Annotated in this window: 21 protein-coding genes; 4 read left to right on the plus strand and 17 right to left on the minus strand. The window is 51.2% G+C overall.

All coding sequences use genetic code 11. The features are described from left to right. Nucleotides 1-372: 372 nt before the first annotated feature. The 8 genes from QZ332_RS07005 to mobC form a co-directional block, all read right to left on the minus strand. Nucleotides 373-579 carry a cysteine-rich KTR domain-containing protein gene (locus tag QZ332_RS07005; protein ID WP_295764106.1) on the minus strand — a complete coding sequence of 69 codons (207 nt, stop codon included), beginning with the start codon at nucleotides 577-579 and terminating at the stop codon, nucleotides 373-375. Then, nucleotides 569-814: a hypothetical protein gene (locus tag QZ332_RS07010; RefSeq protein ID WP_295764109.1), complete on the minus strand. Its 246-nt coding sequence runs from the start codon at nucleotides 812-814 to the stop codon at nucleotides 569-571. Before QZ332_RS07010 ends, QZ332_RS07005 begins: the two co-directional genes overlap by 11 nt. 4 nt (nucleotides 815-818) lie before the next feature. Next, on the minus strand, nucleotides 819-1,046 hold the full coding sequence (locus QZ332_RS07015; RefSeq protein ID WP_295764110.1) for a hypothetical protein: 228 nt from the start codon (nucleotides 1,044-1,046) through the stop codon (nucleotides 819-821). Nucleotides 1,047-1,064: 18 nt separating this feature from the next. Next, nucleotides 1,065-1,757, minus strand: coding sequence for an ABC transporter permease (locus QZ332_RS07020; RefSeq protein ID WP_295764112.1), 693 nt, complete (start codon nucleotides 1,755-1,757; stop codon nucleotides 1,065-1,067). Next, complete coding sequence (locus QZ332_RS07025) at nucleotides 1,741-2,475, minus strand: ABC transporter ATP-binding protein (protein ID WP_295764114.1); 735 nt, start codon at nucleotides 2,473-2,475, stop codon at nucleotides 1,741-1,743. The genes QZ332_RS07020 and QZ332_RS07025 overlap by 17 nt, the downstream gene beginning before the upstream one ends. Beyond that, complete coding sequence (locus QZ332_RS07030) at nucleotides 2,472-2,702, minus strand: DUF4177 domain-containing protein (RefSeq protein ID WP_295764116.1); 231 nt, start codon at nucleotides 2,700-2,702, stop codon at nucleotides 2,472-2,474. Before QZ332_RS07030 ends, QZ332_RS07025 begins: the two co-directional genes overlap by 4 nt. A gap of 10 nt (nucleotides 2,703-2,712) precedes the next feature. Then, nucleotides 2,713-3,303, minus strand: a complete 591-nt coding sequence (locus tag QZ332_RS07035; protein ID WP_295764118.1) for a TetR/AcrR family transcriptional regulator — start codon at nucleotides 3,301-3,303, stop codon at nucleotides 2,713-2,715. Nucleotides 3,304-3,614: 311 nt separating this feature from the next. Then, nucleotides 3,615-4,016 carry a plasmid mobilization protein gene (gene mobC / locus QZ332_RS07040; protein WP_295761962.1) on the minus strand — a complete coding sequence of 134 codons (402 nt, stop codon included), beginning with the start codon at nucleotides 4,014-4,016 and terminating at the stop codon, nucleotides 3,615-3,617. A 342-nt stretch (nucleotides 4,017-4,358) separates the two neighbouring features. On the opposite strand from mobC, the gene QZ332_RS07045 reads away from it, so the two are divergent. Next, nucleotides 4,359-5,024, plus strand: a complete 666-nt coding sequence (locus tag QZ332_RS07045; protein WP_295764119.1) for a hypothetical protein — start codon at nucleotides 4,359-4,361, stop codon at nucleotides 5,022-5,024. Nucleotides 5,025-5,182: 158 nt separating this feature from the next. Here the strand turns inward: QZ332_RS07045 and QZ332_RS07050 are convergent, their stop codons facing one another. The 9 genes from QZ332_RS07050 to QZ332_RS13800 form a co-directional block, all read right to left on the minus strand. Next, the gene (locus QZ332_RS07050) at nucleotides 5,183-5,989 is read right to left on the minus strand and encodes a replication initiator protein A (RefSeq protein ID WP_295764120.1); all 807 of its coding nucleotides are present in this window, start codon (nucleotides 5,987-5,989) and stop codon (nucleotides 5,183-5,185) included. A 211-nt stretch (nucleotides 5,990-6,200) separates the two neighbouring features. After that, nucleotides 6,201-7,796: a recombinase family protein gene (locus QZ332_RS07055; RefSeq protein WP_295764121.1), complete on the minus strand. Its 1,596-nt coding sequence runs from the start codon at nucleotides 7,794-7,796 to the stop codon at nucleotides 6,201-6,203. A gap of 52 nt (nucleotides 7,797-7,848) precedes the next feature. Continuing rightward, nucleotides 7,849-8,034: a hypothetical protein gene (locus QZ332_RS07060; protein ID WP_295764123.1), complete on the minus strand. Its 186-nt coding sequence runs from the start codon at nucleotides 8,032-8,034 to the stop codon at nucleotides 7,849-7,851. 35 nt (nucleotides 8,035-8,069) lie between these two features. Continuing rightward, on the minus strand, nucleotides 8,070-8,249 hold the full coding sequence (locus tag QZ332_RS07065; RefSeq protein WP_295764125.1) for a hypothetical protein: 180 nt from the start codon (nucleotides 8,247-8,249) through the stop codon (nucleotides 8,070-8,072). A gap of 316 nt (nucleotides 8,250-8,565) precedes the next feature. Further along, on the minus strand, nucleotides 8,566-9,108 hold the full coding sequence (locus QZ332_RS07070; RefSeq protein ID WP_295764126.1) for a hypothetical protein: 543 nt from the start codon (nucleotides 9,106-9,108) through the stop codon (nucleotides 8,566-8,568). Further along, nucleotides 9,095-10,057, minus strand: coding sequence for an exonuclease domain-containing protein (locus tag QZ332_RS07075; protein WP_295764128.1), 963 nt, complete (start codon nucleotides 10,055-10,057; stop codon nucleotides 9,095-9,097). The genes QZ332_RS07070 and QZ332_RS07075 overlap by 14 nt, the downstream gene beginning before the upstream one ends. Nucleotides 10,058-10,084: 27 nt before the next feature. Then, nucleotides 10,085-10,360, minus strand: a complete 276-nt coding sequence (locus QZ332_RS07080; RefSeq protein WP_295764130.1) for a helix-turn-helix domain-containing protein — start codon at nucleotides 10,358-10,360, stop codon at nucleotides 10,085-10,087. Between the two features lie 627 nt (nucleotides 10,361-10,987). Beyond that, nucleotides 10,988-11,452: a helix-turn-helix transcriptional regulator gene (locus QZ332_RS07085; protein WP_295764132.1), complete on the minus strand. Its 465-nt coding sequence runs from the start codon at nucleotides 11,450-11,452 to the stop codon at nucleotides 10,988-10,990. Between the two features lie 206 nt (nucleotides 11,453-11,658). Then, nucleotides 11,659-12,027 (minus strand): helix-turn-helix domain-containing protein, encoded by a 369-nt coding sequence (locus QZ332_RS13800; RefSeq protein ID WP_367116654.1) that lies wholly within the window; start codon nucleotides 12,025-12,027, stop codon nucleotides 11,659-11,661. Nucleotides 12,028-12,068: 41 nt separating this feature from the next. Here QZ332_RS13800 and QZ332_RS07095 point away from each other — a divergent pair, with 41 nt between their 5' ends. The 3 genes from QZ332_RS07095 to QZ332_RS07105 are packed head-to-tail and all read left to right on the plus strand — an operon-like array spanning nucleotide 12,069 to nucleotide 12,998. Beyond that, entirely contained in the window at nucleotides 12,069-12,263 is a 195-nt protein-coding gene (locus QZ332_RS07095) for a helix-turn-helix domain-containing protein (RefSeq protein ID WP_295764134.1), read from the plus strand. 40 nt (nucleotides 12,264-12,303) lie between these two features. Continuing rightward, nucleotides 12,304-12,756 carry a helix-turn-helix transcriptional regulator gene (locus tag QZ332_RS07100; RefSeq protein WP_295764136.1) on the plus strand — a complete coding sequence of 151 codons (453 nt, stop codon included), beginning with the start codon at nucleotides 12,304-12,306 and terminating at the stop codon, nucleotides 12,754-12,756. A gap of 41 nt (nucleotides 12,757-12,797) precedes the next feature. Beyond that, on the plus strand, nucleotides 12,798-12,998 hold the full coding sequence (locus QZ332_RS07105) for a hypothetical protein (protein WP_295764137.1): 201 nt from the start codon (nucleotides 12,798-12,800) through the stop codon (nucleotides 12,996-12,998). Nucleotides 12,999-13,272 lie beyond the last annotated feature (274 nt).

Below are 13,272 nucleotides of genomic sequence, written 5' to 3' on the forward strand. Positions count from 1 at the left end.
GGTGATATTTTCGGTCAGGTGGGGATAGTAGCGGTTTAATTTGATGGTTGTCATATGTAACCTCCATTTCGATGTTGGCGGAAAGGGACAGATCGAAATGGAGGGGCGGGGAGCGGTAGCGGGCCTCTGGACACGGTGACCAGAAGCTCCAGAACAGAAACACGTCCGCACAGCGCAAGGCTATACGGACGTGTCTGGGCGACTGAATATTACAATTTTCGCAGTTTTGGGTGGGATTTCCCTTTAGAGAACGAGGGCTTTTTTTGACAGATCAGGGGAGTGAGTAAAACAGAAAGACACGACAACGCCTCCTTGACGGTTGCCGTGTCTTTTCAAAAGAAAGGGCCGATAACCGCATTTTACATCTGCGTGTTATCGGCTCTGCGTCTGTGCGTCTGGCTCTGTGATAACTGAAACATTGAATTTTTCTACACGGATTAGCGTTTCTTTCCGGCATTTGGGGCAGAACAAGGGAAAGTTTATTAGCTGCGTATCGGAACGCATCTTGATACGGGTCTTACTGCCGCACACAGGGCATAGCAGCCATTCAAAACTTCCCTTGGCGGTATCACTGTTCATCTTTCCTGCCGCCGCTTTCGTGGCGCAGTACAACGCTGCTGATAATGCCGAGGCCACCCAGCACAGCGCACCACTTGGACGGGAGCACAATGCCCGCTGCGACCAGGCCAGCGCCGACAGCAAAATTGCACACCGAGGCCGCTTTCAGCGTTTTCTTTTTGGGGTTAGGGAGCGATACAGAAACCCCCAGCTTTTCATTCAGCTTTTCGCAGGCATGATTGACTTCTTTTACCATTGTCTTACCTCCTGAAAATCAGTTGTATGCCATGATTGGCTATGAGCAGTACGCCGACACAAATCAAAATCCATGCAAGCGTGTTCTTCTCTTTCCCTTTTCTCTTATTCAAGAACAGGAAAAGCACCCCCACGACCGTAACGCAGATGCCGACAATCAGCGAAACGATTGAGATAATCTGCATCGTTTCCGCACCGGGAACGGGGATAAAGCTGGGAATGGGAAAATTCATATAGCCGCCTCCTTTCTGTCAGTTTCTCAAATCAGAAGAAACCATTTTGTGGACAGCGATTGCGGAAAAGCCCGCACCGATCACGCCAAACACGATAGCCGCAATCGGAATGGACATCAGTCCCGCGCCACCGCCCTGGGAATTGGAAACGATGGCGGCGATTGCAAAAGATGAAACGATGGTCGCAATCGTGGACTTCTTTATCATGCCGATATAGAGCGGGAGCAGACCCAGCAGAACAGCCGACAAAGCAGTGATGGCTTGTGTCATCAGATTTGCGGGGCTGACGGTGACAAAGGGGAAATACCTGCTTGCAAGGGATAAGCAGGCAAATTGAAAAACACCGGACAGCCCGTGAAACAGGAGCATGACGCCGCATATCAAAATGATTTTCACAGCAATCAATTTCCCACGCTGGACAGGATAGGTAAAGAGCAGGTTTATCGTTTTGTTTCGGTATTCTTCCACGATAAATACCGAAATCAAGACTGCCTCCCAAACAATCAGCGTAGCCCGGACAAGCATGGTTGCCAGCGTCAATGTATCCAACTGCGCGGGCGGCAGGCCGGTCACAGCGACCCCGCCGCCTGCCTTCAAGAGCGAGGATGTAAACGCACTCAACATGGCAATCACGATATTTGCGGCCAGCAGTCCGATGAAATGTGATTTGAGAGAAACCCTTTTCAATTCCAGCTTAATGAGGTTTAACACCGTTTTTACTCCCTCCTAGCAATTCCAGATAGTAGGTTTCAAGGTTCATGCCCTTTTTCGCAATCTCCGCCATGGATATTTCCGCAAGCATGGAGCCGTGGTCTATGATACCGATGGTGTCCGCGATTTTGGATAGTTCGTCCAGGATATGACTGGAGATTAAAATGCTCGTGTGGTACTCCCGGTTGATCTGCCGGAGAAGTTCCCGGACTTCAAGAATACCCTGGGGGTCTAAACCGTTGATTGGCTCGTCCAGAATGAGCAGCTCCGGCCTTGTCAGAAAGGCTCTTGCAAGGGCAAGCCTCTGTTTCATGCCCAAAGAAAACTTCCCCACCGCCTTGCCGCCTGTGTCCGAGAGGTCCAGCATCGCCAGTGTTTCCCCGATGCGTTCATGGCCTGCGCCCATGTAGCCGCAATGCAGCTCCAGATTTTCACGGGCGCTCAAATGCTGATAAAAAACGGGGCTTTCGATGATGCTCCCAATCCGGGAGAAAACAGGGTAGTTTCCCTTCTCAACGCGCTCCCCCAACAGGGTGATTGTTCCGGCGTCCGGGGTGATGATGTGATAGAGGGTTTTCATCAGCGAGGTTTTTCCCGCGCCGTTTGCGCCTAAAAAGCCGTAAATCTCGCCCTGTTTCACACTCATAGTTATATCGTTCAGTATGGGGCTGCCGTCGATGGTCTTGGACAGGTGGCGGGTTTCAACTGCATAGGTCATGCCTGCGCCGCCTCCCCGGATTGGTTCAGTCGCTTGAAAATCAGCGTGACCCGATGGGCGAGGCCCACAAGAGAATACTGCGAGCTGCCCAGGTAGGGGTGGGTGAGGGAGGACACCAGTTCCCAGCCCTCTTTGCCCCAGCGGTTTAATTGCGTGGTCAGCGTGTCCTGGGAATGTTCCATGTCCTTGCAGTCCACAGTGACAGTTTTGTACTCGAATGTTTCCATGAAAGCTCCTTTACTCAAAGATACTACTTACAAGAATATCCGCCATACGGTCAAAGACGGCGAAATAGTCACAGGTAACAGCAAGCGTTTCCTTTGCGTTGATGGTTGACAGCAGCGCACTCAAAATCCCGTATGCCTGGGACGGTTCAATCTTCAAGGTGAGGTCTGCGGCCTGGACAGCCTGCTTGAAAAATTCAAAGCTATCAAACTTGATTTTTTGAATGGTTTCCTCTGGGAGCTTTGTCACAAAAGACTGAAAATCCGGTGTGTTGACATTATACAAAAATGGCTTGCTGTCATACTCCCGGAACAGTTCTTTCATGGACTGAGCAAACCCCTCCTTGGTTTGACTGCTCCTGTTGATGGCAAGGACTTTCTCGGTCAGCCTCTTTTCGATGCGCTCAATGGTTTCCGAAAACAAATCTTCTTTTGTGGGGTATAGCGTGTAAAATGTGCCGATGGAGATGCCTGCATTGTCACACAGATTTTTGATGCTGGTCTTTTTGTAACCGTGTGCAATCCAGCACTCCTCGCACAGTTCCCCCAGCCTCTTTCGGATCGCCTTTTTATCAGCATCTGAAAGAACAGGTTTTGATGGCATTGATATGTCCTCCTCTCTTGCGATTTCATATTGCGAATATTCGTTATTTATATTCGCAATATGAATTGTAACATTTCCTCTTGCCCATGTCAAGGGAAGATTGTTACATAGCAAAATCGCTGTTCCTATTTTTGGCTTCATTTCCAGTGAACACACTCTTGGCAAGCAGGGCAAGTGTATAACACTTGCGATTTTCGCCTTGCGAAAATGCTTGTTGGGGTGCCCCCAAACCCGCCGGGAGCTTCTGGTCACCGTGACCAGAAGCTCCCCTGTCTGCGGCCCCGTCGCTAACGCTCCTGGGCCTTATGCGCTTACAGCGTCACTATCTCCGAAAGTCTCTCCAACAGTTCAGAGAGCGGTTCCCATAAATCCGCATAATCTTTTTGCAGGGCCTTGATTTCATTGGGGTAAACTCCTCCTTGGGTATTTGCCCGGATAGCTATCTGATTGAGATTATTTGCACACCGCCTTTGCAGGGAGACGATTTCTTTGACAGGAGCGAGGTCAACATGAAGTACATAGCCGTTAAGAGCCATTTTCCGCATATAGGCCGAAAGGTTGTGGATGCCCACATCTGCCATACGCCCCCGGATTTTTGCCTGTTCATCCTGGGACAGCCAGACACAAACCGATGTACTCCGAATACGTTTCTTTCCTGCAACGACTGTTGACTGACTTTCGGAGCCGTAAGCCACTGATTTTTTGCTACTCATAGATACCTCCTATAAATTCAAATGTTGACAGTATTTCGATAAATCGGGACTGGGGAATGATACGATACCGGCCCCTATGAAACCAGGGCTGGAAACCTTTGCGGTGCAATGCGTTGAGATTGCTAATTTTCAACACATCAGCCGTGGAAAGGCAGCAGTTTGAGGAGAAGCGGTTCGACCCTATCCCCCCGCCCTTTCCCTATCCAGGGAAAGGGGGCGGCTCTGGAGGATATATCCCCCGTCGCGCCTTGGGAGGTAGCACAACCGGGACAGCCTGTCAAGGGTGCGGAGCACCGCCGCGCAGCGGCGGCTTTGCCCTTGACAGGCAGCCCCGGCTGTGCTATGGGTGGCGCGGCGACGGGGGATAAATCCAGCAGAGCCTCCATGGACGGAACGGAGAAAACAGGCGGGGGGACTTCTAGTCACGGTGACCAGAGGACAGACAAAAACACCGCTCCGTTTTTTAGCGGAAGCGGTGCTTTGTGTAAGGTTGACAGCCCATTTAGTTTGTTGTGCTTCTGTATGCTCTTGTTAAGGGAAGATATCCTTATAAAAATCAAATCCTATGACGGCTTTTCTACTTTTATGAAAACTTGCTTTCCAAATATTATCTTTTCGGAGGATATTGAAACAGGGATGAGAGGAATTACCCATTTTGAGACAGTGGATGTACGGAAAGCAATTATACATGATCTTGGCGTATTAAATGACGAAGCCCTGGAAATATACAGAGAATATGCTCCCAATACAGAGAAAATGTGTAAAGTCCTGGGATCGAAGGTGCTAGCCTGCAGTATGGATACTTCTGACCACAATCAATTTTTAAGTTTCTCCTTTTCCTACCTTCACGACAATCAGGATATTCAGATAAAATCTGTTCTTTGTTCGCCACACACTAAATTGCTTCGCCGGGATTCCAACCTGCGAATCTACTTTTCGTGGAAAGATTCCATTGTTGGGAAAGGAGAAAAGGTTCTAGTAGGGCATATTGGTGGACACCCATATTAGATTTTAGAAGCCATGGATATACGCGGTGCTTTTAAACTGGTACCAAGAGCAGATATCAATACTCCAAGCAATAAACGATACTATTAAGATTTCGGTGCAAATCTTAAAAAAGAAACCATGTTTTATGTCTCACCGTGAGACACATTTCGCTGGGGGTATTAGGGGGAACTCCCCCCTAACAAGGGTCGTCTGTTTAACAGACGACATACTTGCTGGGACTGCGCTGCAAGCGGCGCCGGTTTAGGGCTTCGTCCGGGAGGCTGGTTTTCAGATAGGCTTGTCTTTCCTGAAGAAGTCCAGCACAACAGCGGAGCGCAGATTGCCCTCCGTATAAATCCCCTATTTGCTTCTCTCTGCTCGTATCGATCTATCCCCTCCAGCCTTGGTGGTCGGTGCGAAGGGATGGATAGATTGATTTGAATAAACTCTGTTTGATTCTTATTAGTCTTATTAGGGTCAGCTTTTGAAACCCCTAGAAGTCGGTTTTCTCGACCTCTTGAAGTCAGAATTTCCGATTTCTGCACGTCGGAAAAATCGGCCTCTGAAACGGGCGCAACAGAGGTAGTTTCTACCGTGTTGGGTATTTCAGTGTCCTCGTGGACAGATATTTTCTTGACGAAGATTTTATCCGGCTTGCCTTGGCCTTGTTTGATTCGCTCAATCAGGCCAATGCCCTTCACGGTGTCCAGCTCTGCCAGCAGCCGCATGGCCTTGTTCCGGCCACAGCCAATGTCCTGACACACTTCTTTCACAGTGTAGTAGATGTAGACCCATCCGGCATCATCATGCCAGCCATTCTTCGCGGACAGGCTCATGCGGTCCAGCAGCATACCGTACAACAGCTTGGCGGCTACGGAAAGGCGCTTAAAGTAAGGAACGTCAAAAAGCTGGCGAGGCATTTTGAAGAATGCGGATTGTGCGGTTTCGTCACCGTAGAGATAGTCTGACAGAATGATTTCTGACATGGCTGGACCTCCTTTCCATTTCTAAATGCAAAAGGGTGCGATTTGGTAGTCGCACCCTTTTGAAATCAAATAATTGCTTGTCCATAAACACAGCTAAAATAAAGAGACCGATTCGGGTGTAGATATTGTTCCGCAAGTCCTTGATTTGCATGGGTTTCAGCGGGTGTACCAACTTCGGCCATCCTATGAGTGGGGATACACATACGACCAATCAGGTTATAAGTAATTCTTTCGCCATAAGCTTCGGATACACATAGAGCCGCATATCACTTTCCCGCCAGGCACCGCCTTGACTCTTGAAATAAACGACGTGATCCACTACCGTTTTCAATAGCGCGTTTTGTTCCGCGGGGGTCCCCAGCGTGGCGTACACATCCAGCACGTTCTGGATGCTGGGCGCCACGCTTTTCCGTGTCAACTCCGCCCGCCTGAGCGCGCCTAGGTGCGTCCGCAGGGCCTCGATCTGCCGCTCCGTCTCCGTGATCCGCGCGGCCAGGACGCGGGACCGCTCAAGGAATACATCCTTGCTGTAAAGCCCCTGCTCCAGTAAGTCGTACAGACTGCCTTTTTGCTTGTTCAGCGTATCCAACTGCTTCCGGGCCTTGGCGATGTTCCGCTCCGCATCGTGGACGGCCTCATCGTCCCCTCGTGCTCCCGCATCAGACTGGGCGCGGACCTTGTACGCCTCCAGCCACTCCGCCAGGGCGGACAACAGGGCGTCTTCCACCACATCCCGGCGGCTGCCAACGGTAGGACACTTGGCGGTGGGGCACATGATCATAGGCGCGCCGTGGCTGCCCTGGGGCAGCTGCACCAGAGAACGGCCGCAGACAGAGCAGTAAAGCAGCCCCGCCAGGGGGTTCGAGATCGTTTTGCTGCCGGGGACAGGCGCATGCCCGCGGCTGGTCATCATGGCCCTGGCTGCGGTCCAGGTCTCCTCCGAGATCAGCGGGGGATGGACGCCCTTCCTCAGTTCTGTGTCCTGGTTCACCGGATGGCTGATCACCACCCTGCCGTCCACCATGCGCTTGGTATCGGGGCGGTAGGACCAGCGGATATACCCGGCGTAGGTGGGGTTCTTCAGCACGTCCCGCACGGCGGCGGCGGACCACTGGACGCCTCCGGGAGAGAGGATGCCCCGGGCGTTGAGCAGGTTCGCGACCGCATAGCTCCCGAGGGGCTTGCGGCCGCCGTCGGGCTGCGGATCCCCCAGGGTGTAGAGCTGGAAGATCTCGCGGACCACATCGGCAGTTTCGGGCACGGGCTCCAGGGTATAGCCCTTCTGGTGGGGGAGCTTCACTTTCCGGTAGCCGTAGGGCGGCGTCCCGGCGATATACTTCCCCTCGGACAAAGAGGCCATGCGGCCCCGCTGGAGCCGGCGGTTTATGGCTTTGTATTCCCGGCGGGACATGAAGAGGCCGAACTCGAAATATTCCTCATCCGCCTCGTCGGCGGGGTCATAGATCTTCTCCGGAGTGACGATCTTCGTGCCACTGTACTGGAAGGTCTCCGCCACCACGCCCTGGTCCCTGGTGTTGCCTCTGGCGAGGCGGGGGACCTCCATGACCAGCACGCCCTCGAAAGCGCCGGTCTCCACTGCGGCCAGGAGCTTCTGCATCTCCGGCCGGTCGGCGATAGAATCGCCGCTGACGACCTCCTCGTAGATGTGGGCGATGGAGTACCCCCGCTGCTTCGCCAGGGCCAGGAGGGTGTCCCTGTGGCGCTGGAGGGTATCGAAGCTGCCGGTCTGGAGCTCCAGGTCCCGGTCCTTCCGGGACTTGCGGAGGTACATGAGGTATTGTTTCATGGCGGGGCCTCCTGCGAGAAGCCGCCCCGGAGCCGTCTAGCCGGGGCGGTTTTTATTTACAAAGCTTTATTTCCATAAATTCATCCAGCCGTCGGAGGATCTCGACCAGCCCATCTAGGTCAGCATCGTACAAAGCGGCCTGCATTTGGAGGGGCATGGTATCCAGGTATTCTATATGCAGGGCGATCCTATCCCTCAGTTCTTCAAAGGCAGCGGTAAGCGTTTCTTTGGTTTCCATATGCGTCCTCCTGGATGTTCGATTTGGATATCGGTTCATTTATCGCGCTCCGCCTCCCGCCGCCGGCCGGAGGTCCTGCGGATGACGACCCGGTCCCCCTGGCAGGAGAGCTCCACCTCATCGTCCCCCCGCACGCCGATCTGCTCCAGGAACCTGACGGGGATCTGGACGCCAAAGCCGTTGTCGGGCCATTGGATCACATGAGGGCGAGGCATAGGGGAGACCTCCTTCGTGATGTGTCCATGCCGGACACATGTTTACTGCGCCTTTTTCAGCTCCGCCACATCGTGGACCAGCAGGCGGATTACGGTTTTCAGAGTGCCTGCTTCCTCCTCCGGCGCCTTCACACAGTCCTTGGGGGCCAGAGTGTCCAACAGGTTTTGATGTTCTTCCGCCAGCAGGACCAGGCGATTGATTCGTCAAGCCGCCGCCCATCCTGGGAGGCGTTTTATTCACTTCTGGCTTATGAATTCGCACTTCGCCCCAGTGGGGACGCCTCTCTTTTGCGTCGAAGTTTGGATGAATTCATTTTCAGTCAATATTGCGGTTTCCTCCGTAGAAAATCCGCCCACTTTTCAAAATCTTGCGGTAGCCGCACAGCATGGAAAACGAGGGGTCGGGATGGACGCATACTTTTGCGTCACTGCATTCCTCGTAATGTGAGCAGCAGTCGAACTCTTTGGGGACCAGCTCAATGGCCAGAAGCGTGGCCTTCTCCATGAGGGAGGGGACGTCGTTTTCGGTTAGCAGGTCAAATGCGATTCTGAAAAAATGCTTTTCGGACGCGATTTGAGTTGTTTCTGTGCCTTCAGGAATGACCTCATGCAGGCGGCCAGGGATAGAGATGTACCATTTTTTCCCGCGCAGCTTCAGCTTGCAAATAAGGGAAGAACGAAATTTAAGGGAACTGTATGTAGACAAAACTTCGTAAGTAATATCCTCCGGGTTGGCATTTCTGGACTTCGCCGCCTCTTGAAGAAGCGGAAGGGCCTGTTTGAAAAATGCTTCTTCCCGTTCCATCCCAAGTTCTTTCTCAGTTTTGGGAAAGAGGGAAGTTTGATTAAAATCGTCCATCGTAAACCTCCCGTTGCATGATTGACAGGAATTGACTTTCACGGAGAATTTCGATATGGGCCTTTCCACTCCAATTCAGCTCGGCGGCTTTCTTCTCTTTGGTGCTTGTGCCATCCTCTCCGACGAGGCTTATATCCTGTTTTCCTACTACAAGATAATCGACTTTTCGGGATACGGAAGTTTTTACGGACGCTCCCATGTTTATGACGGCCTGCATAGCTTCCGCCCGGCTCATGCACAAATCGCCGGTGAAGACAATGGTTTTTCCGAAAAACGGGTTTTTCGGGTCAATGGAAGAAATATCCGCTGTCCTTTCTATATCGCAGGGGCGAATGTTACTATAAGTTGGAATACGTTTTTCTTTGTGAAATTCAGTAGCTACAGAAGGATTCAAGTCTGAAAATTGATAGATTTTTACATTTGGTAAGGAAAAACATAACTCACCTAAGTTTTTGCATTGGGAAGATTCAATACATGAAATAGCCAATTTTGCGCATGTTATTGCATCATCCAATCCATTGTGATGCTGGCCAAGATTAATGTTAAAAAAGTTTGCGCAGTTCACTAGACTCTTTTTCCCCGGGACAAATTCCTTACAAAGTGAGACGGTATCAATATATTTGAAATCAGTATTGTAGATAAATGGAAATGAACGTTTTAGTACGGACATATCGAAAAAAGCATTATGGGCGAGTACTGCATAGTGTCCAAAAAAATGAAATATATCCCTCCATACATCGTAAGGAGTCGGAGCGCGTTTGACATCTTCTGGCGTAATTCCGTGAATTCGAATATTACCAGAGTCAAATTCTGAATTGGGCTTGATGAGGGAATAATAGGTGTCTACAATTTCAGAGTCTCTTACAGCGGCAATACCAATAGAGCAAGCGCTATCATAATTATGATTTGCCGTTTCGAAGTCAATTGTAATAAAATCGTAACGTTCCATACCCACCACCCTTTTATTTATTTTCGCTTAACCTTCAACATCCGAAAGGTTAGGCTTTTGCAGATCAATGTTCGATTTGGATACGGTTTGTTTATTGACCTCTGGTCTGTCAGTTCGCCCCAGCAAGTAATCTATAGAGCAGTCCAAGAAGTTGGCTATTTTGACAAGATTATTTACAGTTGGAATTTTCTCCCCGCGGATATAAGAAGCCATCAGCCCTTGGGAAATACCTGTTTCCTTAGCTATTCGATAGCCTGTAATGTTCTTGCTTTGTAAGATTTCTCTAAAGCACTCCGTGAACAATCGTGCATCCCTCCAAATATAGCCCGATAGGGCTATAAAACTGTTGACAAATATAACCCGATTGGACTATAGTAACCTCACGGACAGAAAATAGATCCATAGGACAAGTGAATGACCAGACAGGATACCTGCTGGACAGGGAAGCCACGCCTTTGCGGGCCAAGTCCAGTATAGCGTCGTCGAGGCCGCCCGGGGTACAAGGATGGGATTCCTGACAACTGGAAACGATATTGCATTTTGCTGAAGATCGTGATATCCTCGAACGCAGGAAAGGATCATCTTTCAGCGCTGCCAGTAACGGCGGACGGTTGGCCCTCTTGACAGGGGGCGGCTTCTTGCCCTCTGATCTTCGGAAAGGGGGCGGCTTATGGTTACATACAGTGAACTGTTTCAGTACACGCTTGTTATCATCGGCATTATCGGCCTCTTCATTGCGGTCAATAAAAAGAAGTAACCGCCCGGCTCCTCAACCAGCGGTTACTTCTTTGTAACTCATGAAGGGGGCCAACCGTCTACCGGCAGCGCCCTTTCTATGTTTAGTATAACCGCTCATAATGAAATTGTCAAGAGTTCCCCGGCGTCCAGCATGAGCGCCGGCTTATTTTTTGCCCCAGCACAGGGGCGTGATCACATTGCCTCGCTGGTACGCCCGGACTCTTGGGGGACTTCGTTCACATCCAGGAGCTTGCGGACGGCGGCTTGGGTGCCTTTGTCCGCCTGGTCGTAGGCTGCCGCTACCATAAGGCCAAGAAAACTGAAGCCCGGATTGGCCTTAGTAAACACTTCTATAGTGTCACGGAGCATACTCACATCATAGTTTATTTGCGATTTTAATAGCTTTAAGTTCTCTTCTTTTGACAGATACTTTTCTCCTTCTCCAAATACAAGCCATGCAGGAGATACATTCAGAACCATCGAAAGCATAGTACCCATTCTAACAAAAGAAGCACTTTTCCCTTTCTTCCAATCTGTAACTGTTTGAGGCGCAACATTCATTCTTAAAGCAAATTCTTTTTGTGACATACCAGATTCTTCTAAAGCCTCAAAGATTCTGCTACGAATATCAGCGTAATTATTAGCAGAAATATCCAAAAAGTACACCCCCGATTTGTGACATTAATAGATAATCAGAATTATCCTGATTATTGTGTTGACAATCAGAAATAATCTGATTTATAGTGTAACCATACCGTCACGGAAGATAAATCTGATGGAATGGAGGTGAGGCAAATGGCTAAGACAACCACTGACCTGGAAAAAATCAGAAAAGAGCTGGCGGAAATACATTCCCTTTCCAATCACGTGTGATTTTGCCGGTTGACCTCCGGCACATCGGTCCGGCCCAGCAGGTAGTCCACGGAGCAGTCCAAGTAGTCGGCGATCTTGGCGAGGCTGATGCAGGAGAGCTGCTTGCCTTTGGAAAACTCAGATATGGCATTGATATTCATGCCGCAGTCAGAGAGAAGGGTGCGCACAGTGACCTTTTTTCCCCTGGCGCGCAGCTTTATACGCTCGGCGATCTCTTGTGTAACGTACATAAAGCAATACCCCTCGATTTTGTGCAAAGCCGAAAAAATCAAGTAATAACTTGATTTTGCATTGATAATCAAGCTATGGCTTGATATAGTGTAACCATGCCGACAGCAACCACAAGGACAATATACCATGTTTATCCCAAAGTTTCAAGAAAAACGAAAGGAGGAGCGCAATGAATAATATCCGGCTCCTGCGGGTTCAGAACGACATGACCATGAAAGAACTGGCGGAGCGTGTCGGCGTGAAGCACCCGGCGGTGTTTAAGTGGGAACATGGCTTGAATGAGCCTTCTTGGAAGAACGCGCGGAAATTAGCCGACGTGTTCGACGTTTCCATAGACTATCTCATGGGCCGCGGCAGCGCCTGATCCCACATCACTATCCTACCCCAAAAAGGAGGCCCGCGCCATGCCGGAGGATGGCCGGAACATCTACAAGACCTGCCGGGAGCTGGCAGGCCACACCCAGGAACACGCTGCGGAGCTGCTGGGCTGCTCCGTCCGGGCCCTGGCCCGATACGAGAGCGGGGAGGTGTCCCCCCCGGACGACCTCGCCGTCCGTATGGACGCGCTCTACTCCAACCACTTCCTCGCCTATGACCACCTGTGCCGCACCTCCCAGGTAGCGGCGGCTCTGTTGCCGACGGTGGAGGATTGCAGCTTGCAGACAGCGGTGATGCGGTGCTTTAACCGTATGGAGCGGTTTTTGGAGAAGCGCCCGGACCACCGGCTCATGGAGATCGCGGAGGACAACGTCATCGACGAAAGCGAGAGGCCGGACCTGGATCTGATCCTTGCTGACCTTGAGGAGCTGACCAAAGCATTTACCGAGGTCCGCCTGGCGGCAGGCCGCAGCACATAGGACGAGCTCCCGCCGGCGTAGAGTTGAGGGAGGTGATACATATGCCGAAACTGGGCCCGTTCCCCTTTGTCCCCAATATGGAGGACTGCCGTAAGATCGTGAAGACCGAGGGCTGTACCTGTTACATCATGGATACCTGCTGCCGGGATATGACCGCGGCAGACAAGGCCGCCGCGGACGAGCGGATCCTCCAGGTCTACGTGAACCATGCTCTGAAAAAGGGGGCCTCCGGGTCCGCATGAGGGAAAGGGCTCATCGATGGGTCCTGATGGACATCCCCTGAGCGAAAAAGAAGGGAAAAACGAATGAAGACGACAAAAAAAGACCGCCCGAAGGCTGGCACCTTCGAGCAGTCGCGTCCAGGGCTTGCGCCGAGAACTCGTTACGAAAATATTATATCAAATCCTCGGCAGAATGCAAGCCCCAATCTGGACGGGGGAGGAGGTGCCCCCCATGTCCGGATGGGTACTCGCATTGACCGTAATCGGGACCGGCTGGCTGACCGGCCAGCTGTTC

It is taken from the genome of uncultured Oscillibacter sp., from assembly GCF_910584465.1.
Lineage (GTDB): Bacteria > Bacillota > Clostridia > Oscillospirales > Oscillospiraceae > Oscillibacter.